22 protein-coding genes and 2 pseudogenes are annotated in these 25,816 nt (G+C 75.1%); 14 read left to right on the plus strand and 10 right to left on the minus strand.

Annotated features, from left to right (window positions below; all coding sequences use genetic code 11):
* Positions 1-22 precede the first annotated feature (22 nt).
* The 5 genes from ACYP53_RS35130 to ACYP53_RS35150 all read left to right on the plus strand — a co-directional run bounded on the left by ACYP53_RS35130 (position 23) and on the right by ACYP53_RS35150 (position 5,261).
* On the plus strand, positions 23-1,324 hold the full coding sequence (locus ACYP53_RS35130; RefSeq protein WP_459650437.1) for a glycosyltransferase family 4 protein: 1,302 nt from the start codon (positions 23-25) through the stop codon (positions 1,322-1,324).
* On the plus strand, positions 1,321-2,550 hold the full coding sequence (locus ACYP53_RS35135) for a glycosyltransferase (RefSeq protein WP_459650438.1): 1,230 nt from the start codon (positions 1,321-1,323) through the stop codon (positions 2,548-2,550). The genes ACYP53_RS35130 and ACYP53_RS35135 overlap by 4 nt, the downstream gene beginning before the upstream one ends.
* Positions 2,525-3,409, plus strand: coding sequence for an SGNH/GDSL hydrolase family protein (locus tag ACYP53_RS35140; RefSeq protein WP_459650439.1), 885 nt, complete (start codon positions 2,525-2,527; stop codon positions 3,407-3,409). Before ACYP53_RS35135 ends, ACYP53_RS35140 begins: the two co-directional genes overlap by 26 nt.
* Positions 3,410-3,515: 106 nt before the next feature.
* The gene (locus ACYP53_RS35145; protein WP_459650440.1) at positions 3,516-4,715 is read left to right on the plus strand and encodes an NUDIX domain-containing protein; all 1,200 of its coding nucleotides are present in this window, start codon (positions 3,516-3,518) and stop codon (positions 4,713-4,715) included.
* Between the two features lie 120 nt (positions 4,716-4,835).
* Positions 4,836-5,261, plus strand: coding sequence for a DUF6188 family protein (locus ACYP53_RS35150; protein WP_189917533.1), 426 nt, complete (start codon positions 4,836-4,838; stop codon positions 5,259-5,261).
* Between the two features lie 96 nt (positions 5,262-5,357).
* Here the strand turns inward: ACYP53_RS35150 and ACYP53_RS35155 are convergent, their stop codons facing one another.
* From ACYP53_RS35155 to ACYP53_RS35190, 8 genes are all read right to left on the minus strand, one after another.
* Entirely contained in the window at positions 5,358-5,732 is a 375-nt protein-coding gene (locus ACYP53_RS35155; RefSeq protein ID WP_189917531.1) for a hypothetical protein, read from the minus strand.
* 132 nt (positions 5,733-5,864) lie between these two features.
* The gene (locus tag ACYP53_RS35160) at positions 5,865-6,260 is read right to left on the minus strand and encodes a roadblock/LC7 domain-containing protein (RefSeq protein ID WP_308437579.1); all 396 of its coding nucleotides are present in this window, start codon (positions 6,258-6,260) and stop codon (positions 5,865-5,867) included.
* Between the two features lie 82 nt (positions 6,261-6,342).
* The gene (locus ACYP53_RS35165) at positions 6,343-6,846 is read right to left on the minus strand and encodes a hypothetical protein (RefSeq protein WP_459650441.1); all 504 of its coding nucleotides are present in this window, start codon (positions 6,844-6,846) and stop codon (positions 6,343-6,345) included.
* Complete coding sequence (locus ACYP53_RS35170) at positions 6,843-7,499, minus strand: transcriptional regulator (RefSeq protein WP_459650442.1); 657 nt, start codon at positions 7,497-7,499, stop codon at positions 6,843-6,845. The genes ACYP53_RS35165 and ACYP53_RS35170 overlap by 4 nt, the downstream gene beginning before the upstream one ends.
* A 190-nt stretch (positions 7,500-7,689) precedes the next feature.
* A complete protein-coding gene (locus tag ACYP53_RS35175) occupies positions 7,690-8,073 on the minus strand; it encodes a hypothetical protein (protein WP_189917519.1) in 384 nt (127 codons plus the stop codon).
* Between the two features lie 609 nt (positions 8,074-8,682).
* Positions 8,683-9,690: an LLM class flavin-dependent oxidoreductase gene (locus ACYP53_RS35180; RefSeq protein ID WP_459650443.1), complete on the minus strand. Its 1,008-nt coding sequence runs from the start codon at positions 9,688-9,690 to the stop codon at positions 8,683-8,685.
* 93 nt (positions 9,691-9,783) lie between these two features.
* A complete protein-coding gene (locus tag ACYP53_RS35185) occupies positions 9,784-10,485 on the minus strand; it encodes a DUF2269 domain-containing protein (RefSeq protein ID WP_459650444.1) in 702 nt (233 codons plus the stop codon).
* A gap of 172 nt (positions 10,486-10,657) precedes the next feature.
* On the minus strand, positions 10,658-11,857 hold the full coding sequence (locus ACYP53_RS35190; protein WP_189917517.1) for a peptidoglycan-binding protein: 1,200 nt from the start codon (positions 11,855-11,857) through the stop codon (positions 10,658-10,660).
* 358 nt (positions 11,858-12,215) lie between these two features.
* Here ACYP53_RS35190 and ACYP53_RS35195 point away from each other — a divergent pair, with 358 nt between their 5' ends.
* From ACYP53_RS35195 to ACYP53_RS35210, 4 genes are all read left to right on the plus strand, one after another.
* Complete coding sequence (locus tag ACYP53_RS35195) at positions 12,216-13,583, plus strand: DUF6271 family protein (RefSeq protein ID WP_459650445.1); 1,368 nt, start codon at positions 12,216-12,218, stop codon at positions 13,581-13,583.
* The gene (locus ACYP53_RS35200; RefSeq protein WP_189917513.1) at positions 13,580-14,077 is read left to right on the plus strand and encodes a GNAT family N-acetyltransferase; all 498 of its coding nucleotides are present in this window, start codon (positions 13,580-13,582) and stop codon (positions 14,075-14,077) included. The genes ACYP53_RS35195 and ACYP53_RS35200 overlap by 4 nt, the downstream gene beginning before the upstream one ends.
* A 106-nt stretch (positions 14,078-14,183) precedes the next feature.
* A complete protein-coding gene (locus ACYP53_RS35205; protein WP_189917505.1) occupies positions 14,184-15,524 on the plus strand; it encodes a hypothetical protein in 1,341 nt (446 codons plus the stop codon).
* Positions 15,525-16,471: 947 nt separating this feature from the next.
* Positions 16,472-16,963 (plus strand): hypothetical protein, encoded by a 492-nt coding sequence (locus ACYP53_RS35210; protein ID WP_459650446.1) that lies wholly within the window; start codon positions 16,472-16,474, stop codon positions 16,961-16,963.
* A 3-nt stretch (positions 16,964-16,966) separates the two neighbouring features.
* Here ACYP53_RS35210 and ACYP53_RS35215 read toward each other — a convergent pair whose 3' ends face one another.
* Together ACYP53_RS35215 and ACYP53_RS35220 are read right to left on the minus strand one after the other, a co-directional pair.
* Positions 16,967-17,614: a response regulator transcription factor gene (locus tag ACYP53_RS35215; protein ID WP_189917501.1), complete on the minus strand. Its 648-nt coding sequence runs from the start codon at positions 17,612-17,614 to the stop codon at positions 16,967-16,969.
* Positions 17,599-18,903, minus strand: coding sequence for a sensor histidine kinase (locus tag ACYP53_RS35220; protein ID WP_459650953.1), 1,305 nt, complete (start codon positions 18,901-18,903; stop codon positions 17,599-17,601). Before ACYP53_RS35220 ends, ACYP53_RS35215 begins: the two co-directional genes overlap by 16 nt.
* 246 nt (positions 18,904-19,149) lie before the next feature.
* Between ACYP53_RS35220 and ACYP53_RS35225 the strand changes: the two are divergent.
* From ACYP53_RS35225 to ACYP53_RS35245, 5 genes and pseudogenes are all read left to right on the plus strand, one after another.
* Positions 19,150-20,760: pseudogene (locus ACYP53_RS35225) on the plus strand (AMP-binding protein); the annotation flags it as partial.
* 45 nt (positions 20,761-20,805) lie between these two features.
* Positions 20,806-21,177, plus strand: a pseudogene (locus ACYP53_RS35230) (acyl-CoA thioesterase); the annotation flags it as partial.
* A gap of 73 nt (positions 21,178-21,250) precedes the next feature.
* Positions 21,251-23,623: an oxidoreductase gene (locus ACYP53_RS35235; RefSeq protein ID WP_189917496.1), complete on the plus strand. Its 2,373-nt coding sequence runs from the start codon at positions 21,251-21,253 to the stop codon at positions 23,621-23,623.
* A gap of 85 nt (positions 23,624-23,708) precedes the next feature.
* Positions 23,709-24,689 (plus strand): carbon-nitrogen hydrolase family protein, encoded by a 981-nt coding sequence (locus tag ACYP53_RS35240; protein ID WP_459650447.1) that lies wholly within the window; start codon positions 23,709-23,711, stop codon positions 24,687-24,689.
* Complete coding sequence (locus ACYP53_RS35245) at positions 24,686-25,807, plus strand: cupin domain-containing protein (RefSeq protein WP_459650448.1); 1,122 nt, start codon at positions 24,686-24,688, stop codon at positions 25,805-25,807. The genes ACYP53_RS35240 and ACYP53_RS35245 overlap by 4 nt, the downstream gene beginning before the upstream one ends.
* Positions 25,808-25,816 lie beyond the last annotated feature (9 nt).

A 25,816-nucleotide genomic window follows, 5' to 3' on the forward strand; every position in this document is an offset into this window, starting at 1 on the left:
CGGGCGGGGACAGAACACTGGCATGCGCGTCGTCATCGTCACCGAATCCTTCCCTCCCGAGGTCAACGGGGTCGCCCACAGCGTGCTGCGGACGGCCGAGCATCTGGTCCGCCGCGGCCATCAGCCCCTCGTCGTCACCCCCGCGCCGGCGCGGGGCGCGGAGTGCCCGCCGGAGAGCTTCGGGAGCGCCGGGGCGGCCGCGATCCCCGTGGTGCGCATCCCGTCGATGCCGCTGCCGGGGTACCCGCAGGTGCGGATCGCCCTGCCGAGCCGGCAACTCGCGGCCGCGGTCGCCGGGCACCGGCCGGACATCGTGCACCTGGCCAGCCCGTTCGTGCTCGGCGCGCGCGGGATGCAGGTGGCCGCCCGGCTCGGGGTGCCCGCCGTGGCCGTCTACCAGACCGACCTCGCCGGGTACGCGCACGCCTACCGGGCCGGCCGGGGCCTCGGGGAGGCCGCCGCGTGGCGGCGGATCCGGGCCGTGCACCGGGCGGCCGCCCGGACGCTGGCGCCGTCCACACCGGCGGCGCAGGACCTGACCGCGCACGGGGTGCCCCGGGTGCAGCTGTGGCCGCGCGGGGTGGACTCGGTGCGGTTCCACCCCCGGCACCGGGACGAGGCGCTGCACCGGGCTCTCGCGCCCGGCGGCGAGGTGCTGGTCGGCTACGTGGGGCGGCTGGCGCCGGAGAAGCGGGTCGACCTGCTGGCGGCCGCCTCGGCACTGCCCGGGGTGCGGGTGGTGATCGTCGGGGACGGACCCACGGCGCCCGGACTCAAGGCCTCGATGCCCGGCGCGGTCTTCCTGGGCCGCCGGACGGGTGAGGAACTGGCCCGCTGCTTCGCGACCCTGGACGTGTTCGTGCACACCGGCCCGCTGGAGACCTTCTGTCAGACCATCCAGGAGGCGATGGCGAGCGGGGTGCCGGTGATCGGCCCGGCGGCGGGCGGCCCGCTGGACCTGGTCGGGCACCACCGCACCGGCCTGCTGGTACCGCCCCGGGACGGCGCCGCCGTGGCCCGGGCGGTCGCCGAACTGGCCGCCGACCCTACGCGGCGGACCGCGTACGGCCGGGCCGGCCGGGCGGAGGTGACCGCCCGCACCTGGGAGGCGGTCGGCGACCTGCTGCTGCGGCACTACGCCGAGGTGCTGGCGGAGCACCGGGGGGTGCCGGTCGGGGCCCTCGGTCCGCTGCTCGCCCCCGCGGTCGCGGGGGTCGGCGCTCCTACGGACGGTGCGGTCTCGACCGCCGGGGGCGCTGGGATTGGTGCGGCCGCCGGGGGCGAGGCGGCCGGCAGCGCGCTGCCGGAGGAGCTGCCGGCATGACCTCCGCCCCGAACCGCGAGGCGCTCACCATCGTGCGGCTCGCCAACTTCGTCACCCCGGTCTCCGGCGGCCTGCGCACCGCGCTGCGACACCTCGGCGCCGGGTACCGGGCCGCCGGGCACCGGCCGGTCCTGATCGTGCCCGGGGAGCGGCGCTCCGAGGAGGAGACCGAGCAGGGCCTGGTGGTCACCCTGCCCGGCCCGGTACTGCCGGCCAGCGGCGGCTACCGGCTGCTCACCGACCGCCGGGCGGTGGCCGCCGAGCTGACCAGGCTCACCCCCGACCGGCTGGAGGTGTCCGACCGCACCACGCTGCGCTGGACCGGCGCCTGGGCCCGGCGGCACGGGGTGCGCTCGGTGATGGTGTCCCACGAGAGCGCCACCGGGGTGCTGCGCACCTGGGGCGTTCCCGGACCGTTGGCCGGCACCGCCGCCGACCGGCTGAACGCGGCGACCGCCCGCGCGTACGACTCCGTGCTGTGCACCACCGACTGGGCGGCGGCCGAGTTCCGGCGGATCGGCACGCCGAACCTGGTCCGGGCACCGCTCGGGGTCGACCTGGACGCGATGCGGCCGCTGCCCCGGACCGAACGAGCCGTCGAACGGGCCCGGTACGCCGCGCCCGAGGAGGTGCTGCTGGTGCTCTGCTCGCGGCTCTCCGCGGAGAAGCAGCCCGAGCGGGCCGTCGAGGCGCTGGCCGCGCTGCGGGCGCGCCGGGTACCGGCCGTCCTCGTGGTCGCCGGAACCGGCCCGCTCCGGGAACGGCTGGCGGACCGGGCCGCGCGGCTGCGGGTCCCGGTGCGCTTCCTCGGCCACCTGAGCGGCCGCGAGGCGCTGGCCCGACTGCTGGGGTCCGCGGACGTGGCGCTCGCACCCGGGCCGGTGGAGACCTTCGGGCTCGCCGCGATGGAGGCCCTGGCCTGCGGCACACCGGTGGTGGTCAGCCGCTCCTCCGCGCTGCCCGGCCTGGTCGGGCTCGCCGGGGTGGCCGCCGTCGACACCGGCGCCGGGTTCGCCACCGCGGTACGGCAGTTGCTGGACCGGCCGGAGGGCGTACGCCGGTCCGCCGCCCGGACACAGGCGGAACGGTACGGCTGGCCGGCCGCGGTGACCGCGTTCCTGGCGGCGCACGGGGTGCGGAGCGGAGAGGGCGCGAAACCGTACGGCGTGCGGAACGGCGAGGCCGGGGAAGGGGGTCAGGATGAGCGTGCTCGGCACTGGACCTGACCGGGTCACCGGGGAGCGGTCACCGGCGGGCGAGTTGGCCCGGTTCGTCGCGCTCGGGGACTCGCTCACCGAAGGGGTCGGCGACTCGACGGGCGAGGGGTGGCGCGGCTGGGCGGCCGTCCTCGCCCATGCGCTGCTCCCCGAGGGCCGGGAGGCCGAGTTCACCAACCTCGCCTACAGCGGGGCGCTCACCAGTGATCTGACGACTCGCCAACTTCCCGACGCGCTGGCGGCCCGGCCGCAGCTGGCCGCCGTGGTGGTCGGCGGCAACGACACCCTCCGGGCCGGCTTCGACATCCGGCGCACCACCCTGGAACTGGACGCCACCCTGGGGGAACTCTCCGGCCACGGCGCCGTACTGCTCACCGCCTGCCTGCCCGACCCCGGCACGCTGCTCCGCCTCCCGGCCCCGCTCGCCCGGCCGTTGGCACGGCGGATGCGGGCCGTCAACACCGTGGTGCACGCCCTCACCGCGCGCCACCGGGCGGTGCACCTGCACCTCGCCGACCTTCCCTGGCTGGAGGAACGACGGCTCCTGAGCGTCGACCGCCTGCACCCCAGCGCCGAGGGCCACCACCTGATCGCCCACCGCTTCCACGAACTCCTCGCCGAGGCCGGACACCCCCTCGGGCCGCCACCCGCCTCCGCACCGGCCGAGCCCCCGCCCGGACTGGCCGCCGACCTCTGGTGGATGGCCACCCGGGGCACCCGCTGGGTCGCCGCCCGCAGCACCGACCTGCTGCCCGGGCTGCTGGCACTGGCGGCCTCCGAGACCGTCGCCCGTCTGCGCGGCGCGAGCGGACGGCACGACGAGCAGATGGCCCGGGCGGCGGCTCAGGCACTGGCCTCCCTGGGGTAGCCCCGCGCGGGGGCGGTGGCCCGCACGGCGCCGCCCGGGGGCGCTCGTCCGTACGGCGTCACCCGGCTGTGGTGATCGGGGCGGCGGCCGGGTGGGAACCATGGGGGTGGCCGCGGTTGTCGTGACCGGGGAGAGCACGACCGGGAACGACATGACCCGGGAGAGCGGGGAGAGCGTGACGGAGGGAGCCGGGGTGGAGAACGCGGAAGCGGGCGGCCGGGGGATTCTGGCGGCGGCCGGGGTGCTGTTCCCGGACCGGGAGGGGCGGCTGCTCGTGGTGCGGCTGCCGTACGACGGGAAGCATCCGGTGGCGATCCCCGGCGGCGGCTGGGAGCCGACGGACCGGTCGCCGCGGGAGACGGCGCGGCGGGAGATCGCCGAGGAGCTCGGGTTCACACCGCGGCTGGGGCCGCTGGCCTGCGTCGACTGGGCGCTCCGCGAGGACCGTCCGCCGATCGTCGCCTACCTGTACTGGGCGGAGCCGCTGACGGAGCAGCAGGCGGCGGTGATCCGGCCGGACGCGGCGGAGGTCGGCGGATGGACCTGGCTGACCACCGACCGGGCGGGCCAGGCCCTGCCGCCCCTGCTGTCGCGCCGGGTGACGGCCTGCCTGCGGACACCCCGGGCGGCCGGGCCGCTGGAACTGGAGGACAGCCGGCCGGTCGGGCACACCCTGCGGGAGCTGCCCGCCGACGGGCCGGTGCCCGAGTACCTCGGACTCGCCGCCGCCCAGGAACTGCACCCCGAGGTCGAACAGCGGCCGGAGCCCCCGCTCGACCGGGACACCTACTACGCCACCCGACCGCGGATCCGGGCGAAGGCCCGGGCCCTGTTCACCGACACCGCCGGGCGGGTGCTGCTGGTACGACTGCGGCCCTGGGACGGCCCGCGCGGCCAGGAACCGTACTGGACGCTGCCGGGCGGCGGCGTCGAGGCGGACCGGGAGACGCCCCGGACGGCGGCCCGGCGGGAGATCCACGAGGAGCTCGGCTGGGAGGTCGAGCCCGGCAAGCTGCTCGCCCTGGACTGGCAGCCGGGCGCCGCCGCCGATCCGGCGGCGAACCCCGCCACCGGCCGGGACACCGCCGTCCTGGTGTACGTGTACGACGGGGGCACGGTCACGGACGGGATGCTCGGCTCGATCGTGCTGCAGGAGGCGGAGCTGGTGGAGTGGCGGCTCTGCGATCCCGCCGAGGCGCGGACCCTGCTGACCGGGCCGTCCTGGGGCCGTACGGCCGCCGCACTGGCCGCCCGCGCGGGGACGGGCGGACCGGTCGAGCTGGTGGGCGGGCTGGCGGCGGACTAGCGGGAGGGGGGCCGGTCGGCGGGGGGACGGCCGGTCGGGGCGGGCCGGTGGCCGGTCGGGCGGTCGTTCGGTCGGGCGGCAGGAAGTGATGGCGGGGCCCGGGTGGGACAGACTGAGGGCATGCAGAACGCGATCACGGAGGTGCTGGCCGGCCGTCTGGTGGAGTCGGTCAGCGGGGGCGGACGGCTGGACCTGCGGCTGGCGGGCGGGGTGACCGTCCGGGTGGCGCACGAATTCCGCTTCGCGGCGCCGTCGTTCACCGCGCCGGAGGAGGTCGGGCACTTCTTCCCGGCACTGACCGTCCAGCCGAGCGCCCCGCTGCTGGCGCTGGTCGGGCGGACCGTCGACACCGCGCTGATCACCCTGGCCGGCGGCCTGGAGCTGGGCTTCGCCGGGGGCGGTGCGCTGTCCGTCCCGCCGCACGCTCAGCTGGCGCCGTGGAGCGTACTGACCGCCGGGGGCGTGGCGTGCGCGGGGCTGCCGGGCGGCGAGGTCCGCTGGGAGGAGCAGGGAGCGGAGCACGCGTCCGGGCCGGGGACGGGGTGAGGGGCGGGGTGAGGGACTGATGCGGGACCGGGCCCGCGGGGGAGCCCGGCGGGGCGTGAGCCGCCGCCGGGGACTCCTCCGGCGCCCGGGCGGGCGTCAGACCTCCAGGTCCGCCTCGATCTTGACCAGCTGGTGGCGGGCCATCGCCAGGTTGGCCCGGGCCTTGTCCAGCGCGAGGTAGAGGAACAGGCCCTTGCCGGTGCGGCCGGTCAGCGGGCGGATCAGGTGGTACTGGCTGGACAGCGTGATCAGGATGTCCTCGATCCCGTCCTGCAGGCCGAGCATGTCCATCGTGCGCATCTTGGCGCGGACCACGTCGGTGTTCCCGGCCGCGGCCACATTGAGGTCCAGGCCGCCGGGGCCGTCGAGGGTGGCGAGCGCCATGCCGCTGTTGTAGTCCACCAGGGCGGCGCCGATGGCGCCCTCGATGCTGGTCATGGCCTGCTTGAGTGCGCCGGCTGCGTCGGTCATCTGGTAACTCCCGTTCGGTGGTTGGGTTGTCGGGGTTCTGGAGTTCTGGGGTTCTGAGGTGCTGGGGTGCTGGGCTTCTGGGGTTCTGCGGTGGTGAGGTGGTCGGTCGGGGTCGGTCGGGGTCGGTCCGGGTCAGCCCGCGTCGCGCGGGTCCTTGGGCAGGAGGCTGTCGTTGAGCAGCCCGGCGATGCGCTGGGCGCTGCGGCGGGCCTCCAGGTGCAGGCGGCCCACGTTGACGTCCGGGTGCGCCAGCAGGGTCAGCACACAGCTGCCGCCGGCCGCGTAGGTCGCGACGTAGCCGTTCTCGCCGCGCACCAGGGACTCCCGGAACTCCCCCTGGCCGGTGGTGTCGGCCAGCCGCTGGGCCAGCGAGAGCGAGGCCGCCGTCATCGCGGCCAGTCCGGAGGGCTCCGTCCCGTGGGTGTCGTGCGCGACCAGCAGACCGTCCACGCTGGCCACCAGACCGCCCGCCAGGTGCGGGACGCGGTGCTTGCAGGCGCGCAGTTCGGCGAGCAGCTCGGTCTCCAAGGCGATCAGTTGTCTCCTTCCGACTCGCTGCTTGAGTGCCCGCCTCATGGCCGGAACGACGGGGTCGCGGGCGGGGAGTGGGTCAAAGTCGGGCCTCCAGAAGGTCTCGGACCCGGGTCAGCAGCGCGATGTCCGGGTCGGGGACGGTCAGCGGGTGGGCCGCTGCCGGGGTGGGCTGGCGTTCGGGGCGGGCGGACGTTCCGGCGGCTGGTCCCGGGGCGACGGGTCCCGGGACTGCGGGTCCCGGGGCGGCGGCTCGTGCGGCGGCGGCCGGCGCCGCGACCACCGGGCCCACCTGCACGGTGCCGACGATCACCGCTCCGGACTGCGCGGCGCCGCGCAGGCTGGCGCCGGGGATCCGGCGGTGCAGGCCGCCGAGGGTGCGTCCGGCGGCGGCCGCACGGGCGACCGGCGGCGGCACGGCGGCCTGGGAGGCCGCGACGGGAGGTTCGGTGGCCGACGGCACCGCGCTGGACGGCAGGGTGGTCGACGGCACCGCGGTCGACGGCACCGCGGTCGACGGCACCGCGGTCGACGGCGCGTCGAGCAGTCCGGCGGCCGCCAGGCGGCGGACGTCCGCCGTCACGCCGAAGCCGGAGCGGCCGAGCAGGCGGGCCAGGTCCGCCGGGTTCTTCGGCCGTCGGCGTGGTCGAGCAGTTCGCGGCGCCGGCGGCCGGGCGGGCGGTGGGACGGCCGGCGGCTGTGCTCCACCGGGCGGACCGGCGCGGTGTCCAGCTGCGCCCAGGGCCAGATCCGGTCGAGGAGTCGGCGCCGGCGTTCGACCTCACGGCACAGCCGCTCCGGGTCGACCGTCGCGACCGGCCCGAGCCAGTGCCGGGTGTCGGACTCGAACCGCCAGAAGCCGCCGCCGTGATCGGCCAGGACGAAGAAGGCGGCGTCGAACAGCGTCCCCAGGTGGCCGAGTTCGAGCTCTCCCCGAGTGATCAGCCGCCGCTCGACCAGCACCTCGCCGACCCGCGCCCGCGGGCCGTGGACGTGGACGAGCTCCGACCAGTGCTCGGGGGTGATCCGGCCGCAGCCGGTGAGCAGGTCGGCGAGACCGGGCGCCCGGGGGGACTCGGCGCCGACCACCTCGCCGTCGACGAGGTGCAGGGTGCCGAGCGGACCGTACAGGGCGCCGGTGGCGCGGCGGTCGGCGAGCAGGGCGAGGGCTTCGCCCGGCGTCCTCGGCGCGGCGTACTCGGCCGGGGGCGGGACGGTACCGGTGGCGGTGGTCATACGGCCCACCGCCGGAGGCCGGTCGTACGGCGGGTGCCGGAGCCGGTCACGCGCTTCGTGAGATGGCCCGTGCGGCCCGTACGGCCAGTACTGGCAGTACTGGCCGTACGGGCAGTACTGCCAGTACGGCGGGCCGGCGGCCGAAAAGCGACGGGCGGCAGGGCCGGAGCGGAGGGAATCGGCGTCGTCTTCACCCCAGCACCAGCTCCTCGGCCAGCGCCTGGAGGCGGAAGCGTGCGGCGGCGAGGTTGCCCTCGGCGCGGTCCAGCCAGAGGTGCAGGACGAGCCGGCTGTCGAAGACGGTGTCGATGAAGCGGATCAGGTGGTAACTGCGGCCGGCAGTGACGATGATGTCCTCCAGCGGGGACCGCCGGTCCTCCGCCGCCGTGAAGGTCTGACTCTCAACAGCCGCTCGCACCAAGTCCGTTGCCTCGGCGGCGGAGGTCTCGTGTTCGCCCGTGGGGCCGTCCCCGAGGCTGCCGAGGGCGAGCCCGCTGCCCCAGTCGACCAGGCTCGCGGCGCGGGCTCCGGCGATCGCCATCGCTCCGGAGAGACATTCGTCGATACCCGGCACACCGGCTCCTTCGCGGGGTCTGGGGCGGCCGGAGCGCCGCGCGGCACCGGCCGGGTCGCCACCAGCAGTGGCAGGTCCGACACGGAAGGCTACTGCCGGATCCCATACGACGAACATTCCAATGGCATATTCACACCAGAAGCAGCTAGTTCCGGCCAAGGTATGACGATGCGTCAGCCATGCCGGAGGGGCAAATCCGCTGGCCGGTGGACCGTTCGGGAACGGCGTTCATCGGCCACCTGGAACGGGACCTTGGCCGATACCCGGCCGCGCCGGAGGGTTTCGAGCCCGCGAGTGCGATAGAGGGACGTTTCCGCGAGGGTCGAACACCTGACGCCACGCCGTGGGCGGAAGACCTCCGGAGCGCATGACGAAGGGGCGCATGACGAAGGGGCCCGTTCCGTTGGACGGAACGAGCCCCTTCGGGTGGAGCGCCAGGCCCGGGTTGCACGGACTCTTCCCACTGAAAGTGGGACGTGCTCTGGTAGCACCGCTGACGCCTGCTCGAGAAGATCTCCGTTTCGGAAGATCATTTCCTCTCGACGGAATGAACAGTAGCAGGTCAGCGGCCCCGGCAAGAAATCGGGACCGGGGCCGGGCCACCCCGGTTCAGGCCTGGCCGACCGCCTCGGCGAGCAGCCGGTAGGAGTCGAGAAGAGCGGTGCGGTCGTAGGTGCTGGTGGTGACCAGGAACTCGTCCGCACCGCTGCGCTCCACCAGCGCGGTCAGCTCGGCGGCCGCCCGCTCCGGGGTGCCCGCGATGTGGCCCTTGAGTGAGGCCTCGTACGCGGCCCGCTCCCGCTCGGTCATCGACCGGGCGTGGATCTCGGCGGCGGGGGCCAGCGGCGGGAACTCGCCGTGGGTGCGGGAGTAGGCGCCGGACCAGGCCTCCGGGACGAGCAGTTCCTGGGCCTGCTCGGCGGTGTCGGCGACCGCGACCGTCCCCGAGACCACCACGTACGGCTCGGCGGCCTGCGCCGAGGGGCGGAAGCGGGCGCGGTAGCGGTCGATCGCCGCGAGCATCCGCTCCTCGCCGCGGGCGGCCGCGATGACCAGGGGCAGGCCGGCGTCGGCGGCCAGGTCGGCGCCCGCGCCGGTGGCCAGGACGAAGGCCGGCACGTGCAGGCCCTCGGCCGGACGGGCGTGGACCCCGCGGTGCGCGTCCTGCGAGCCGTCGAAGTAGCCGAGCAGCTCGGCCAACTGGGCGCCGAAGTCGTCCGCCGCGTCCTTCTCCCGCCCGAGCGCCCGCCGGACACCGTCGGTGAACCCGACCGACCGGCCGAGGCCCATGTCGATGCGGCCCGGGAAGAGCGCCGCGAGCACCCCGAACTGCTCGGCCACCACCATCGGCCGGTGGTTGGGCAGCATCACCCCGCCGGTGCCGACCCGGATCCGCGAGGTGGCCGATGCCACCGCCGCGGCGAGCACGGTGGGCGCCGAACCGGCCACCCCCGGCACCCCGTGGTGCTCGGAGACCCAGAACCGGTGGTACCCGAGCCGCTCGGCCTCACGGGCGAAGTCCACCGTGTCCCGCAGCGCCCGGGCCGGCTCCTCCCCCTGCCGGGTACGGGAGCGGTCGAGCACGGAGAGCCTGAGGGTGGGCGTAGCGCTGGTCACGTGGGTGGACAACGCCCACCGGACGCGCGGCCATTCCCCCGGTCAGGGGTTCGGCACCACGGGGTTCGGCGCCCCGGGCCGACGGCCGTCGGCTCATGCGCCGCTGCCCGCCTCCGGTATTCGGCGCCGGCGCGCGGTGGCCGTGCCGCGGCGGCCCCAGGGCTTGTACACCGACAGGGCCACGTTGAAGAGGTAGAGCGACAGGGCGACCGCCGGGACGATGACCGTGTTGTAGCGGACGAAGCCGAGCTCCGCCACCGGGATCGGGCCGCTCGGGTGCGCGTCCGCCACGCGCACCGCGTCGTGCAGCCGGGCGGTGAGGGCGAAGACCGAGGCGGCCATCGCCGCGAGCGTCAGCCAGAACTTGGTGCTCACCCAGTAGTACCGGAACAGCCCCCAGGAGGTGCCGAGTCCGAGCGCCACCCCGCTCAGGAAGGTGAGCAGGCTCAGCGGCAGGACCAGCGCGTCGCCGAGCATGCCCATCGCCCGGTAGGCGGCGCGCAGCCGGTCGGCGTCCGCGGTCGTCAGCGCCGTCACCGCCAGGGTGAGGAGGCAGAGCATCAGCGCCAGCCAGCTCACCGAGGCGACGACGTGCAGGACGACCAGGGGCTTGCGCACCCCCGGCGGCAGGCGGCGGTCCGCCGATCGCCGTCTGCCGCCGGGGGCCGGGCCGGGCGTCGCGACGGCACCGACCGCACCGGCGGCGTCCGCGGCACCGGCGGCACCGGCGGCACCAGCGGCACCAGCGGCACCAGCGGCACCGGCAGCGTCCGAGGCTCCGATGGACGGGCGCACGGGGGTACCTCCTTCGAGTCGGGGTCACGAGGACGGCCCCAGACTCTCCCCTCCGCCCCTCATCGGGCATCTGCCGACGGAAGTAACTCCGTCTACTCCCCCGCGAGTAGGCGGCCCCGCCCGAACGGGTCGACACACCTTCAGGAGGAGTACCACCGGAGGGCGGCACCGCTCAGTCGGTCACCGTGAAGCCCTGCGCCGCACCCAGCCGGTGGAGCGAGGACGGCCCCGGGATGCCGTCCGCCGCCCCGGCCTCGTACCCGCAGCGCCGCTGCCAGGCGGCGTACGCGGCGACCGTACGGGTGCCGAACGAGCCGTCCGCCCACTGCTGTTCGAGCAGCCCCTCGTCCACCAGCGCCTGCTCCACGATCGCCACCTCGGAACCGTACGTCCGGTGCCCCTGCTCCGCGCCCGGGTCGGTCCGCGCGGCGGAGACCACGTGGGAGACCGACACCGACCGCTGCCCGGGGATGTAGCCGAGCAGCCGGTTGAGCGAGCCCTCGCCGGGGACGCCGTCCGCCGCCGGCCCGGAGTAGCCCAGACTCCCCTGGTAGTCGGCGTAGTTCTCGGTGTCCGCGTCCGTCCAGTTCGGCCCGGGGCCGGAGTGGTAGTGGGAGCCGAAGCCGCGCGCGACCAGCGCCCGCCCGACGGCCGTCACCTGGTAGCCCCGGGCGCCGTAGCCGTACGGCAGGCCGTTGATGGAGACCTGGTACCGGGCGGGCGTCCGGTCCGCCGGGGGCACCGGGTGCTGCTGCGAGGGCGGGTCGTCCGGGGAGCCGGGGCCGGCCGTGAAGTCGGGCCAGGAGCCGGGGTCGGTGTGGTCGTTGAACGGCACGTCGGCGTGCGCGTACCAGCCGCCGCGGGTCTCCCAGACGTGCTCGTCGCGGCGGCCGGAGAAGCCGGCCGGCCGGCCCATCGGCCACACGTCGGGCACGCCCCAGGAGGCGGTCCAGGCGTGGATCCGGTCCCAGCCCGCGCACGGGGTGTCGACCAGTCGCGGGTAGACCCGACCCCGGTAGCGGCAGTAGGGGAAGAACACCGCCTCGATCTGGATCACCACGCGCCCGGCCCGGTTGGTGCGGGTCGGGCTCTCGGGCGGGCTGAGCACGCTCTTCGAGCGGGAGTCGGCCGGGAACAGCTGCGTCGTCCGGCCGCTGAACGGGTCCCAGACGAGGTGCGGCGCGTTGCCGGCGCCGCTGCCGGTGAAGTAGTTCACCAGGTCCTCGTAGCTGCACCAATCCTGCGGGGCGGCGGCGGTCGCGTTGCGGTCCCAGGTGATGTGGGCGATGGCCTTCGGCGGGTACTGCTGGTCGGTCGGCGCGTGGTCGCCGAGGTCGTGGATCTCGGCACCGGGCAGCCACAGTTCGGGCATTGCTGGCTCCTCCGAACGGTGTGAGGGCATCACCTCCGGTATCGGCAGGTACGGGTCACGGATTGACCCCGACGGCGCAAATGCCCGGCACTGAACCCCCCGTATCCGTCCGGCCGTTCGACTCAGCGGGGGCCATTCGACCCCGCGTGCGATTCGGGCGCCCGTGCGGGTGCGGTCGATCGCGCGGAAGGGGGCGCATTCCACCCCGTCGGGGCGCCGCTGTCAATCGTTGACATCAAAAGTGGTCTAGTCCACGGTGGTCCGGCGGACCGGCGGAAGCCTCGCACCCGGGCATTCCCGTGCGTCCAACTGACCGCTGTGGAACCGAATCTGACGATCCGATGGAGAGACCCGCACCATGCAAAGAGTCTGCCTCGCCCTGCCCACCATGCGGCCCTGCCCCGACACCATCGCGGAACTCGCCGAAGAGGCGGCCTACGCCGTCGCGAACTTCGGGGTCGAGGTGCACCTCCTCGTCGTCGACACCACCGACGCCGCCGGGTTCGCGGAGAACGCGGAGGCCGTGGCCGCGCTGGAGCCCACCCCCGGCGTGGTCGTCCACCACCTCGGCGAGGCCCGGCAGCGGGAGTTCCTGCGCCGGGTGACCGAGCGCTCCGGCGCCGCCGACCCCGGGCTGCTGCTCGACCTGATGCTCCCGCCGGCCGTCGCGTACGGCTCCTGCGTCAACCGCCTCTTCCTGGGCGCGGCGGCCCTGGGCTGCACCTCGGCGCACCTGCGCAACGACGACGCCGACTTCCAGGTGGTCGACGGCCGGAAGGTCTTCCCGATCCACCACGAGCTGCTCTCGATCGGCCGCCCGGCCGGCGAGGCGGCGGCCGGCGTGTCCCGCTCCGAGCTCGACCCGGCCGACGCGGACAAGCCGGTGATGCTGGTCAGCGGCTCCTTCATCGGCGAACTCAACGTGGACATCAGCGAGATCCACGAACTGGACCCGGCCGTCTACCGCGACGTGGTGCGGCTGTGGACCCCGCCGGTCTGGTCGGAGGAGGAGCGGGACGCGATGGTGGACGTCTCCTTCAAGGGCGCCGGCTCCGAGCCGTTCACCACCGACGAATCCGTCCTCGGCGTGCCCGACATCTGGGACGTCTACATGTGCAACATCGCCCTGGACCACCGGGCCTACGAGGTGCTGCCGCTGCTGCCCTCGGTCGAGACCATCGGCAGCGACTACGCCCTGCTGCACGCCCTGGTCCACTCCCGGCTGCCCGGCGTCACCCACAACCGCCACATCGTCAACTACTACACGCCCGAGCGCCGCACCGGCGCCGGCTTCATCGCCTACCAGCTGCGGTTCGTCAAGTTCCTGCTCTCGATGCTGTACCTGTACCCGGTCTACGGCGGGATGATCGACCTCGGCCGCGGACTGCTGGACGAGCGGCACGGGCTGAAGGTCGAGCCGATCCTCGACCTGGTGCGGGGCAGCGTCGACTGGGACCGGGCCGGGAACGAGCACTGCCTGGACGTCCTGGACCGCTCCTACCGCAAGCTGGGCGGCAAGTACGCCGAGCTCGCGGACGCGGTGGCCGGGCGGCGGCAGCAGCTCCTGGACGAGGCACGGCAGGACGCCGAACGCTGGGCGGTGCTGGTGGAGGCCTGGGCCGCGCTGGTGGCCACCGCCCGCACGGAGGGGCTCGGCACCGCGACGGAGGGGCTCGGCGCCGCGACGGAAGGGCTCGACGCCGCGACGGAGGAGCCGTCCCGGTGAGCGGGGACCTCCGGATCCGGCTGCTGGCCGACGGGGACTGGGACGCCGTGGTCGCGCTGGAACACGAGGCCTACGCGGCCGACGGCCTGTCGGAGGGCCGGGAGGCGCTGCAGTCCCGCGCGCTCGGCTCACCGGAGACCTGCTTCGTCCTGGAACAGGGCGGCACGGTCCGCGGCTACCTGCTGAGCCTCCCGTACCCGCCGCTGCGCTGCCCCGACCTCACCCGGCCGGAGGACGCGCGGTACGAGTCGGACAACCTGCACGTGCACGACCTGGTGATCGCCGAGGACCTGCGCGGCCGGGAGGTCGCCCTGGGGTTCATGCGGCACTTCCGGGAGCGGGCGGAGGAGCTGGGCTTCGAGCGGATCTCGATGGTCGCGGTGCGCGGCGCGGAGATCCTGCTGCGGCTGATCGGCTACCGCGCGCACCGGGAGGTGGCGGTGCCGGCCTGTTACGGGCGGCGCGCGGTCTACATGTCGACGACCGTGCGCTGACCCGTCGGCGGGCCCGGTCCGGTCGGTCGGTCCGGTCGGCAGACCCAGTCGGTCGGTCGGCGGAATTCGGGGGCGCGCCCGGCCGGGCGGCGGGCACAATGCCCGGATGCCGTCCCTGCTGTACGCCGTCGCCCTCAACCCCGCGCTGCCGCCCGAGCTCCTCGGCCGACTGATCGAAGCCGCCGACGCCGACGGGGACCTGGCCGAGGCGCTGGCCGACCGGCCGGACCTCGGGCCCGAGCAGGTGTGCCGGCTCGCCGGGCGCGACGAGGAGACGGCCGTCCGGCTCGCCTACGGCGGCCTGCTGCGCGCGGCGGACGTCGACCCGGTCACCCGGCCCCTCGTCGCGCTCGCCCTCCTGGACGAGGGGCGCGGGGACCCGGCCTGGGCCCGCCAGCTGGCCCGGGACCCGGACCCGTACGTCCGGATGCGGCTCGGCTCCTGCCCCGGGCTGCCGGACGAGACCGCCGACCTCCTCGCGGTGGACGAATCCGTCGACGTGGTGTCCGAACTCGGCCTCTACAGCGAGCGCCCTGACCTGCTGGTGCGGCTCGCCGCCCACCCGGAGGCCGAGGTGCGGCGGTGGGTCGCGGCGAACGAGGCCGCGCCGCCCGGTCTGCTGACCGCGCTGCTGGCCGACCGGGACGTCCTGGTCCGGCGCCAGGCGGCGGGCAACCCCGCGACCCCCGGCACGGCGGCCGCCCGGCACGTCGACGACGAGCCGACGGTCCGCCACCAGCTCTCCGAGCACCCCGGGCTGCCCGCGGCGGTCTACCACCGGCTCGCCGAGGACCCCGCCCCCTGGGTCCGGGGCAACCTCGCCGACAACCCGGGGATCGACCTGCCGTTGATGCACCGGCTCGCCGCCGACGACGATCCGGACGTCCGGCGCCGGCTCGCGCACCATCCGGCCATCCCGCTCGACCTGGTCGAACGGCTCGCCGTCACCGTCCGGATCGGGGCCGCCCTGCTCCCCCGGGTCGCCGCCGCCGGGCCGGCCGAAGTCACCCGGCTGGCGGCGTCCTCGGAGCCCCGGGTGCGGATGCTCGTCGCCCGCCGCCGTGACCTGCCCGCCGCCGTCCGGGACGCGCTCGCCGCCGACCCGGACGCCGCGGTGGCCAACTCCGTCGCCCCGCACCCCGGCCTGACCTCCGCGCGACTCACCGCCCTGCTGGACCGGTTCGCCGCCAAGGTCGCCACCGGCCTCGCCGCCAACCCGGACGCCCCGACCGCACTGCTCGACCGGATCGCCGCCACCGAACCGGTGCCGGTCAAGGCCCTGCGCGCCATCGCGGCCCACCCCCACGCCGGGCCCGCGGCCCTCGCCCGGTGCCTCGCCTCCCCGGACGAACGCACCGCCGAAGCCGCCGCGGCCAACCCGGCCCTGCCGGCGGAGGTCATCGCCGCGCTCACCGAGGAGGCGGCAGCGGCCGAGCCCGACCGGTAGCGGCCCCGGGAGGCCCCGCACGACCCCGAAGAACCGCTGTGACCTGCGAGCGGGGTCGCGTCGGCGGTACTCCTGCTGCGCGAGCGCCCGGCGCCTGCTCGACCTCGCCGTTCACCGGGGCGAGCGTTCACCGGGACGAGCGTTCACCGGGACGCGGGCCTGACGGTCCGCGCCTCGCCGCGGGCCCTCACCCTGGCGGAGGCGCAGCGGACGACCGCGGCCGTCCCGAGAGTCGCGCTCGGCCCCGAGGTCCCGTACCGGCCGGAGTCCCACCGGGAGGTGCGGGGCACGGTGGCCGCCGGCGGCGGAACCGTCCCGCCCCACCCGTCCCTCACGCCCCTCCCCCACCGGCAACGTCCGGAGCCGGTTGCGGTTGAGTCTCCGTTCCGTTTCGACGGGCGTACGAAGTACCGGCCGGTCCGGGATCGTGGAGACGACGACTGGTCCGGCAAGGGGAGTTGCCATGGGGGACGGCCGCGGGACGGTACCCGGCGTGGTGGAGGCGCTGCTGGTCGGCGGCCCGCACCAGGCCGTGGCGGACGTGGTGCGGGCGCGGCTGCGGCTGGTGCCGGAGGGCGCGCGGGCGCTCGCGGCGGCCGAGGCGAGCCCGGAGGACCCGCGGGCCCGGGACCGGCTGTCCCTCGCGGTCGAGCACCTGCTGGCCTCCGACCAGGCGTTCGCCGGCTACCTGGCGACCACCGCGCTCGGCCGGCCGGCCGATCCGCCGACGGTCCACCTGCGGACCGACCCCGGCACCGTCCAGCTGCGGACGGGCCCGGCCGGCACGCCACCGAAGGGCCCCTCGACCGTCCAATTGCGGACCGGCCCGCCCACTACGCCGCCGAAGGGCCCCTCGACCGTCCAGCTGCGGGTCGACCCGGTGGAGGCCGGGCGGGCCGGGCCTGGCGCACGCCGCGCCGCTGAGCGACCCGGCGCTGGTGCGGGGCGTGCTGCCCGACGCGGGGGCCATGCCGGGCGGCTGGCAGGTGCGGCGCGCACCGCAGTCGGGGACGGGCACGGACGGCGACGTGCCATGCCTGCTGCCGGACTCCTGCGAGCAGCAACTCGCCTATGCCACAGTCAGTTTCAGCGCGGCCGACATCCAGACGGTGGAGTTCGAGGTGGTCACCTTCGCCTCGGCCGAGGCGGCCGCCCGGGCCTTCGACACCACGCTCGACCGCACCGCGGGCGAGGACTCGGGGGCGGTGGCCCTCCCCCGGATCGGCGACCAGAGCGCCGTCCGCACCCGTGGCGCCTCCTCGGCGGTGGCGCTGGTGCGGGTCGGCGGTGTGGTGCTCCTGGTGCACGACGACGGGCCGGGGGCGGCCGTCACCGCGCCCTGGCTCACCGTGTTCGCCCGGCTGCTCGCCGAGCGCGCCCGGCAGGCCCAGGACGGCCGCACCCCCGACGCCGCCGCGAACACCCCATCGACACCCTGACGGTCAGGGCTTGTTGAGGTAGGCGAGGACCGCGAGGACCCGCCGGTTGCCGTTCTCGTCGTCGGTGAGCCCGAGCTTGCCGAACATCGAGGTGGTGTACTTGCTGATCGCGCTGTCGCTGAGGAACAGCCGCTGCGCGATGGCCTGGTTGGACAGCCCCTCCGCCATCAGGCCGAGCACCTCCAGCTCGCGCTCGGTGAGCCGGTCGAGCCGGCGGTTCGAGGGGGCGGAGGAGACCAGCGCGGCGATCACGGCCGGGTCCATGGCCGTTCCGCCCTTGGCGACGCGTTCCAGGGCGTCGACGAACTGCTCGCCGTCGAACACGCTCTCCTTGAGGAAGTACCCGATGCCGCCCGCGCCGTCGGCCAGCAGCTCCCGGGCGTACAGCTGCTCCACGTGCTGGGAGAGGATCAGCACCGGCAGTCCGGGCACCTGGCGGCGGGCGGCGAGGGCGGCCTGCAGGCCCTCGTCCGACTGGGTCGGCGGCATCCGGACGTCGACGACGGCGGCGTCCGGACGGTGGGTCAGCAGGGCGTTCAGGGTCTCCGGGCCGGTGGCCGCGGTGGCGACCACTTCGTGCCCGTAGGCCTCCAGGAGGTGGACCATGCCGTCCCGGAGCAGGTAGAGGTCCTCGGCTACGACGATTCGCATGGCACCATCATCGTCGCCCGGGTCGGTCCGCCGTCGGGGCTGCTGATCTCCAGGGTGCCGTCGAACACCGCCAGCCGGCGGCGCAGGCCCGCGAGCCCGCCCTCGGCGCCGGTCACCGCGCCTCCCGTCGCCACGCCACCCGTCACCGCATCGCCCGTCACCGCGCCTCCGCGGCCGTCGTCCTCGACCTCCACCACGATGCCGGTCTCGCCGCGGCGGACGGTGATCCGCACCCGGCTCGCCCCGGCGTGCTTGGTGGCGTTGGTGAGCAGTTCGGCGACCCCGAAGTACACGGCGGACTCGATCGGCGGCTCCAGCCGGAACCCCCCGTCGGCGGTGACGGTCACGTCGAGCGGGCTGTTCAGGGCGAGCGCCCGGACGGCTTCCACCAGGCCGCGCTCGGTCAGCACCGGCGGGTTGATCCCCCGGACCAGGTCCCGCAGTTCGGCCAGCGAGCCGGCCGCGCCGGCCCGCGCCGAGCGCATCAGTGCGCGGGCCCGCTCCGGATCGGACTCCATCAGCTTCTCGGCCGTGGCCAGCGAGAGCCCGAGCGCGACCAGGCCCGCCTGCGCGCCGTCGTGCAGATCGCGTTCGATCCGGCGGAGCTCGGCGGCCTGGGCGACGGTCACGTCCGCGCGCTGGGAGGTCAGTTCGTCCACCCGCTCGGCCAGCAGCATGGCGCGCGAAGGGCCGAGGGAGCGGACGGCCACCGGCTCCAGCAGCCGCCAGGCGTACGGCGCGGAGGCGGCGGCCAGCGCCGCGAAGAGGGCCCCGACCAGCCGGGAGAGCGGCGACGGCCCGGCCGGTGCGAGGACCGCGGCGGCCAGCGCGGCCGGTGGGACGGCCGCGGCCAGGCCCGCCGTGAACGGGGCGGTCGCGGCGAACCGCAGGTCCCGCCAGGTCGCCGGGTCGCCCCACCAGGTGCGCCAGGCCTGGTCCCGCACTGCGTCCCGGCGGCTGCGCTCGTAGGAGTGGCCGTTCCACCAGTAGCCGGTGGACATCCGGGTGACCGGCCCGGGCTCCCGGTATCCGGGCGGGACGACCGTGCCGGTCCACCGCTCGACCAGGAAGCGCACGGCCCGGCAGACCGGGCGGGCGAGGGTGAGCGTGCCGGTGCCCACCAGCACCACCGGCAGCAGCCAGGACCACGGGTTCGCCGGCCCCCAGAGGATCCCCAGCGCGATCGCGCCGGCCCACACCACCGGGATCAGCAGGGTGACGACCGCCACCGCGCAGGCCCGGAGGAACCCCACTCCGACGCGCGCGCCCCACGAAGCCAGCTGTCTCATCATCCCCGCTCCTCGGCCTCCGTTCGATGCCCCCACTCTGCACCAGCCGGAGCCGGCCGACGCCCTGATCAGCGGAGGAGTGTGGCCAGCCCCACCCTTCCGTGTGCCCTGGCCCCGGTACCGCCCGCCGGGCCGGACCGGGGCGCCGCGACGGCCGTCGCCCGAATGCATGTATCGCTCTCTTGACTGGCGTCACGAGCACGCCATACTGGCCTCACTCCCGCTCGCACGATGAGGTGCCCGCCCATGGAGCTCTCCCCCTCGGCGCATGTGGACACGTTCTGCCGAGACCACCTCCCGCCCTTCGAGCAGTGGCCAGAACTCCTCTTCGACCTACCGGAGTTGGCCTACCCCGACCGACTGAACTGCGCCGCCGCCCTACTCGACGACACCATCGACCGCCTCGGACCGGACCGCCGCTGCCTGCTCACCCCCACCGAGCAGTGGTCCTACGGAGAACTGCGCGACCACGCCGACCGGATCGCCCGCCTGCTGACCGAGCAGCTCGGCCTCGCCACCGGCAACCGGGTACTGCTGCGCGGCCCCAACACCCCATGGCTGGCTGCCTGTTGGCTCGGCGTACTGAAGGCCGGCGGGGTCGTCGTCACCACCATGCCGCTGCTGCGCGCCACCGAACTGACCGAGCTGACCGCCGTCGCCAGGCCCGTCCTCGCCCTGTGCGACCACCGCTTCCTGGACGAACTGCGGCGGGCCCGCACCCCGGGCCTGCGGATCCTCCCCTACGGCGGCAGCGGTCCGGAGGACCTCACCGCCCGCTGCGCCGCCGTACCGCCCGGCTTCACCGCCGTCCCGACCGCCGCCGACGACGTCGCGCTGATCGCCTTCACCTCCGGCACCACCGGCCGCCCCAAGGCCACCCTGCACTTCCACCGCGACGTGCTCGCCAACGCCGACACCTTCTCCCGCCACCTGCTCCGCCCCACCCCCGACGACCTGTTCGCCGGCACCCCGCCGCTCGGCTTCACCTTCGGCCTCGGCGGCCTGCTGGTCTTCCCGCTGCGGGCCGGCGCCGCCAGCCTGCTGCTGGAACAGGCCACCCCCGAGCAGCTGGCCGAGCGGGTCCGGGAGCACCGGGTGAGCGTGCTGTTCACCGCGCCGACCGCCTACCGGGCGATCCTGGCCGCCGGACTGGCCGACCGGCTGGCCGGCGTACGGCGCTGCGTCTCGGCGGGCGAACCGCTGCCCGCCGCCGTCTGGCGGGCCTTCCACGCGGCCACCGGACAGCGGCTGATCGACGGCATCGGCGCCACCGAGCTGCTGCACGTGTTCATCTCGGCCGCCGACGAGGCCGTCCGCCCCGGCTCCACCGGCAAGCCCGTGCCCGGCTACCGCGCCGCGGTCCTGGACGGCCGGGGCCGCCCGGTGCCGGACGGCGAACCCGGGCTGCTCGCCGTCAAGGGCCCGACCGGCTGCCGCTACCTGGACGACGAGCGCCAGCTCAGCTACGTCCGGGACGGCTGGAACCTCACCGGCGACACCTACGTCCGCGACCCGGAGGGCTACTTCTGGTACCAGGCGCGCAACGACGACATGATCGTCTCGGCCGGCTACAACATCGCCGGACCCGAGGTGGAGCAGGCGCTCGCCGCCCACCCCGACGTGGCCGACTGCGCGGTGGTCGGCGCGCCGGACGAGCGGCGCGGCACCGTGGTCAAGGCGTACGTGGTGCCGCGCCCGGGCATCCCGGCCGGGCCGGAGACGGCACGCGCCCTCCAGGAGCACGTCAAACGCGCCATCGCCCCGTACAAGTACCCGCGGGTGGTCGAGTTCGTCACCGAGCTGCCGCGCACCGCCACCGGCAAGCTGCACCGCGCCGAGCTGCGGCGACGGGCCTCGCTGGCCCCGGCCAGCGTGACGATCGAGCGCCGGGTCGAGTGGTCCGACACCGACGCGGCCGGGCACTACCACTTCTCCGCCGTGCAGCGCTGGGCCGAGGCGGCGGAGGCGGCGCTGCTGCGCCGGCTCGGGCTGGCGGAGCTGTTCGGGCGGATCCCCCGGGTGCACTTCGAGGCCGACTACCGCGAGCGGCTCTGGTTCGGCGACGTGGTCCGCACCGAGCTGCGGGTGGACCGGGTCGGCGGCTCCTCGCTGCACTACGCCTTCGAGGTGCACGGCCCGCACGGCCTGGCCGCGAGCGGCCGGATGTCGGTGGTGCACGCCGCACCGCACGCCGAGGGTGCCGAGCCCTGGCCCGCGCGGGCGCGCCGGGCGCTGAGCGAGGCCGGGCCGCAGCAGCCGGAGGTGGTGACGTGAGCGAGCGCAGCGAGCACACCATCGAAAGGTGCGTATGGGCGAATGCCCCTGCCGAGCGCTGCGAGGCGGGCGCATGAGTACCGCGCCGGGCGGCGCTCCGGCCCGTCGCATCGCGGTGATCGGCGCCGGCCCCGGCGGGCTCTACTTCGCCGCCCTGGCCAAGCAGCTGGCGCCGGACCGGGAGCTCACCGTCTTCGAACGGGACGGCCGGGACGACGAGTTCGGCTTCGGCGTGGTCTTCTCCGACGAGACCCTGGACGGCATCGCCGAGGCCGACCCGCGGGTCTTCGCCGCGATCAGCGCCGAGTTCGCCCACTGGAGCGACATCGACGTCCGCTACGCGGGCGGGGTCCGCACCAGCGGCGGCCACGGCTTCGCCGCCCTGGACCGCAACCGGCTGCGCGCCGTCCTGCGGCAGCGCTGCGAGGAACTGGCGGTGGACGTGCGCTACCGCACCCCCGCGCCGCCCGTCGAGCGGCTCGCCGCCGAGTACGACCTGGTGGTGGCCGCCGACGGCATCCACTCCGGCACCCGGGCGGCCTGGTCGCAGGCGTTCCGTCCCACCACGGACGAACGGCACTGCCGCTACATCTGGCTCGCCACCGACAGGGTCTTCGAGGCCTTCACCTTCATCGTCGAGCGGTTCGACTTCGGCGTGCTGCAGGTGCACGCCTACCCGTACAGCACCACCCGCTCCACCTTCATCGTCGAGATCGCCGAGGACGCCTGGCGCCGGGCGGGCTTCGAGGCCTTCGCCGCACGGGAGTTCGCGCGCGGCGAGAGCGACGGGCAGAGCGTGCGGCGCTGCGCCGAACTGCTCGCCGGCCACCTGGACGGGCACCGGCTGATCCCGAACGCCTCCCGCTGGATCCGCTTCACCACGGTACGGAACGCGAGTTGGCACCACCGCAACGTGGTGCTGCTCGGCGACGCCGCGCACTCCGCGCACTTCTCGATCGGCTCCGGCACCAAGCTGGCCCTGGAGGACGCCCTCGCCCTGGCCGCCGCACTGAGCGAACAGCCCACCACCGCCGAGGCGTTGGCCGCCTACGAGGCCGAGCGGCGCCCGGTGGTGGAGTCCACCCAGCGGGCCGCGCAGGCCAGCCTGGAGTGGTTCGAGACCGTCGACCGGCGCACCGGGCAGGACATCGACCGGTTCGCCTTCAACCTGCTGACCCGCAGCCGGCGGGTCACCTACGACAACCTGCGGGCCCGCGACGCCGGCTTCGTGGACGCGGTGGACACCGCCTTCGGCGGCTCGCCCGGGGTGCCGCCGATGTTCCGGCCGCTGAAGCTGGGCGCGCTGGAGCTGCGCAACCGCGTCGTGGTGCCGCCGCTCGCGACCTTCACCTCCCCGGACGCGCTGCCCAGCGCCTTCGACCGGGCCCAGCTCACCGGGCACGCGCTCGGCGGCGCCGGGCTGGTCCTCGCCGGAATGACCGCCGTCACCCCCGAGGGCCGGGCCACCGACCACTGCCCGGGCCTGTGGAGCGACCACCAGGAGGCCGCCTGGCGCGAACTCGTCCGGTCCGTACGGGCGGTGAGCGACACCCCGCTCGGCATCCAGCTGACCCACGCCGGGCGCCGGGGCGCCACCGCCGTCCCCGGGCCGGACGGCATCGGGCGCCCGCTCGCCGAGGGCTGGCCGCTGCTCGCCCCCTCGGCGATCCCCTGGGACGCCGGCAGTCCGGTGCCGCACGAGGCCAACCACATCCAGCTGGCCGCCGTCACCGCCGACTTCGCGGCCGCCGCCGAGCGGGCGGCGCGGGCCGGTTTCGACGTGCTGGAGCTGCAGTTCGGCCACGGGCACCTCGTCTCCTCCTTCCTCTCCCCGCTGACCAACCGCCGCACCGACCAGTACGGCGGCCCGCTCGCCCACCGGCTGCGGCTGCCGCTGGAGGTGCTGGCGGCGGTGCGTGCCGCCTGGCCGGCCGGCAAGCCGCTGCTGGTGCGGATCTCGGCCTGCGACTGGGCGCCCGGCGGTACCACCGAGGCCGAGGCGGTGGCGGTCTGCCGGGCGCTCGGCGAGGCCGGGGCGGACGCGGTGGACGTCTCCACCGGCGAGGTGGTGGCGCACCAGCGGCCGCCGTACGGGCGCGGCTACCAGACGCCCTTCGCCGAGCTGGTCCGCACCGCCACCGGACTGCCGACCGTCGCGGTCGGCGCGATCTCCGGGGCCGACGACGCCGACTCCGTGCTGCTGGCCGGGCGGGCCGACCTGGTCGCGGTCGGCCGGGCCCAGCTGTACGACCCGCTCTGGACCCTGCACGCGGCCGCCGAGCGGGGCTACACCGGGCCGGGCATCCACTGGCCCGAACCCTGGCGGGCGGGCAGCCGCAAGCCGCCCGGCCCGGGCACCGACCGGGTCGCCCCACGGCTGCACCTGCTGCGCGAGCCGCCCGCCCCCGTCCACCGCCGCTGGTCGGCGACCCCGCCCGAGGAGTGACGAGGACCGACGCGGACCGAGGACCGACGCGGACCGAGGAGAGACGAGAACCGAGCAGTGACGAGCACCGAGGAGTGCTGAGCACATGCCCCACCTGCCCCGCTTCACCGCCGCCGCCGTCCAGGCCGCCCCCGTCTACCTGGACCCGGCCGCCACCGTCGACAAGGCCGTCGCGCTGATCCAGGAGGCGGCCGGGCACGGCGCCGAACTGGTGGTCTTCCCCGAGGTCTTCGTGCCCGGCTACCCGTACTGGAACTGGACGATGACCCCGCTGCAGGGCTCGCCCTGGTACGAGCGCCTCTACCGGGCCGCCGTGGACGTGCCCGGTCCGTACGTCGACACCCTGCGCGCCGCCGCCCGGCAGGCCGGCGTGGTGCTGGTGATCGGCGTCAACGAGCGCGGCCGGCACAGCCTCGGGGTGCTCCACAACACCCTGCTGATCATCGACTCGGACGGCGAACTGCTGAGCGTCCACCGCAAGTTGGCGCCGACCTGGGCCGAGAAGCTGACCTGGACCCAGGGCGACGGCAGCACCCTCAAGGTGCACCGCACCAAGGTCGGGCCGCTCGGCGCGCTCGCCTGCGGCGAGAACACCAACACGCTGGCCCGCTTCACCCTGCTGGCCCAGGGCGAACTCGTCCACGCCGCCGCCTACATCGCCCTGCCGGTGGCCCCGGAGGACTACGACATGGCCGAGGCCATCGCCCTGCGCGCCGCCGCCCACTGCTTCGAGGGCAAGCTGTTCACCGTCGTCTCCTGCTCCACCATCTCGCCCGAGATCGTGGACGAGATCGCCGGCGACGACCCGCAGATCCGCAAGCAGCTCTCCCGCCCCCGCAACGCCCTCTCCGGGATCTTCGGCCCCGACGGCCGCGCCGTCACCGAGCCGCTGGTGGACGAGGAGGGCATCGTCTACGCCGAGATCGACCTCGGCCGCTGCATCCAGCCCAAGCAGATGCACGACATCGTCGGCCACTACAACCGCTTCGACGTCTTCCGGCTGCACGTGAACGACCGCCCGCTGCGGCCCCTGGTGTTCCCCGAGGAAGAGGAGGAGGAGTCATGACCGACAGCAGTCACGACGACGACCGGATCGGCCGGGCCCGCGTCCCCGACAGCCCCGAACTGCTCGCCTACTACGAGGAGTTGGCCAAGCACGAGGCCGGTGCGCTGTGGACCGTGGCGAACGAGATCGAGCCCTGGTACCCGCAGCCCAAGTCCGTGCCGGTGCTCTGGCGCTACACGGAGCTGCGCCCGCTGGTGCGCAAGGCGCTGCCCCTGGTGAAGGCCGATGACGCCGGCCGCCGGGTGGTGATGCTGGTGAACCCCGGCCGCCGCGAACTGAGCGCAGCGGTCGGCCTGTTGTACACCGGTCTGCAGATCATGGGCCCCGGCGAGGCGATGACCGCGCACCGCCACCAGGCCTCCGCGCTGCGCTTCGTCCACGAGGGCAACGGCGCCTGGACCGTCGTGGACGGCCAGCGGCTCAAGGTCGGCCCGCGCGACTTCGCGATCACCCCCAACAACACCTGGCACGAACACGGGAACGAGTCCGACGACGCCCCGGTGATCTGGCAGGACGGCCTGGACATCCCGCTGGTCAACACGCTTGACGCCAACTTCTACGAGGTCCACCCGGAGCTGTACCAGCGCCCCGGCCCGGTGGTGAACTCCTCGCTGCTCAGCTACGGCGGCAACCTGCTGCCGTACGGCTCCGAGAAGTGGAGCCGGCCGTACTCGCCGCTGTTCGGCTGGCCCTGGGAGCCCAGCTACCACGCACTGTGCCGACTGGCCCGCGCCACCGAGGGATCGCCGTACGACGGCGTCATCATGGAGTACACCAACCCGGTCACCGGCGGCTCGGTGATGCCGACCATGGCCGCCCACCTGCAACTGCTGCGCCCGGGCCAGGCCACCCGCGCCCACCGGCACACCGGCTCGGTGGTCTACACGGCGGCCAAGGGGCGGGGCGTCTCGGTGATCGCCGGGCAGCGCTTCGAGTGGCAGCAGGGGGACATCTTCGTCGTCCCGTCCTGGGCCTGGCACGAGCACGCGAACCTCGACCAGGGCGAGGACGCCTGCCTGTTCTCCTTCAACGACTTCCCGGTGACGCACTCGCTCGGCCTGTACCGCGAGGAGGCCTACCAGGACCACGACGGGCACCAGCCCACCACCACCGGCTGACCGCCCAAC

Source organism: Kitasatospora sp. Ki12 (assembly GCF_054601375.1).

Coding starts and splice junctions, on each gene's coding strand:
- ACYP53_RS35195 (WP_459650445.1), top strand. CDS start 12,216: ATGCAAAGAGTCTGCCTCGCCCTGCCCACCATGCGGCCCTGCCCCGAC.
- ACYP53_RS35245 (WP_459650448.1), top strand. CDS start 24,686: ATGACCGACAGCAGTCACGACGACGACCGGATCGGCCGGGCCCGCGTC.
- ACYP53_RS35215 (WP_189917501.1), bottom strand. CDS start 17,614: ATGCGAATCGTCGTAGCCGAGGACCTCTACCTGCTCCGGGACGGCATG.
- ACYP53_RS35140 (WP_459650439.1), top strand. CDS start 2,525: ATGAGCGTGCTCGGCACTGGACCTGACCGGGTCACCGGGGAGCGGTCA.
- ACYP53_RS35235 (WP_189917496.1), top strand. CDS start 21,251: ATGAGTACCGCGCCGGGCGGCGCTCCGGCCCGTCGCATCGCGGTGATC.
- ACYP53_RS35150 (WP_189917533.1), top strand. CDS start 4,836: ATGCAGAACGCGATCACGGAGGTGCTGGCCGGCCGTCTGGTGGAGTCG.
- ACYP53_RS35170 (WP_459650442.1), bottom strand. CDS start 7,499: ATGACCACCGCCACCGGTACCGTCCCGCCCCCGGCCGAGTACGCCGCG.
- ACYP53_RS35240 (WP_459650447.1), top strand. CDS start 23,709: ATGCCCCACCTGCCCCGCTTCACCGCCGCCGCCGTCCAGGCCGCCCCC.
- ACYP53_RS35205 (WP_189917505.1), top strand. CDS start 14,184: ATGCCGTCCCTGCTGTACGCCGTCGCCCTCAACCCCGCGCTGCCGCCC.
- ACYP53_RS35220 (WP_459650953.1), bottom strand. CDS start 18,903: ATGAGACAGCTGGCTTCGTGGGGCGCGCGCGTCGGAGTGGGGTTCCTC.
- ACYP53_RS35190 (WP_189917517.1), bottom strand. CDS start 11,857: ATGCCCGAACTGTGGCTGCCCGGTGCCGAGATCCACGACCTCGGCGAC.
- ACYP53_RS35155 (WP_189917531.1), bottom strand. CDS start 5,732: ATGACCGACGCAGCCGGCGCACTCAAGCAGGCCATGACCAGCATCGAG.
- ACYP53_RS35130 (WP_459650437.1), top strand. CDS start 23: ATGCGCGTCGTCATCGTCACCGAATCCTTCCCTCCCGAGGTCAACGGG.
- ACYP53_RS35135 (WP_459650438.1), top strand. CDS start 1,321: ATGACCTCCGCCCCGAACCGCGAGGCGCTCACCATCGTGCGGCTCGCC.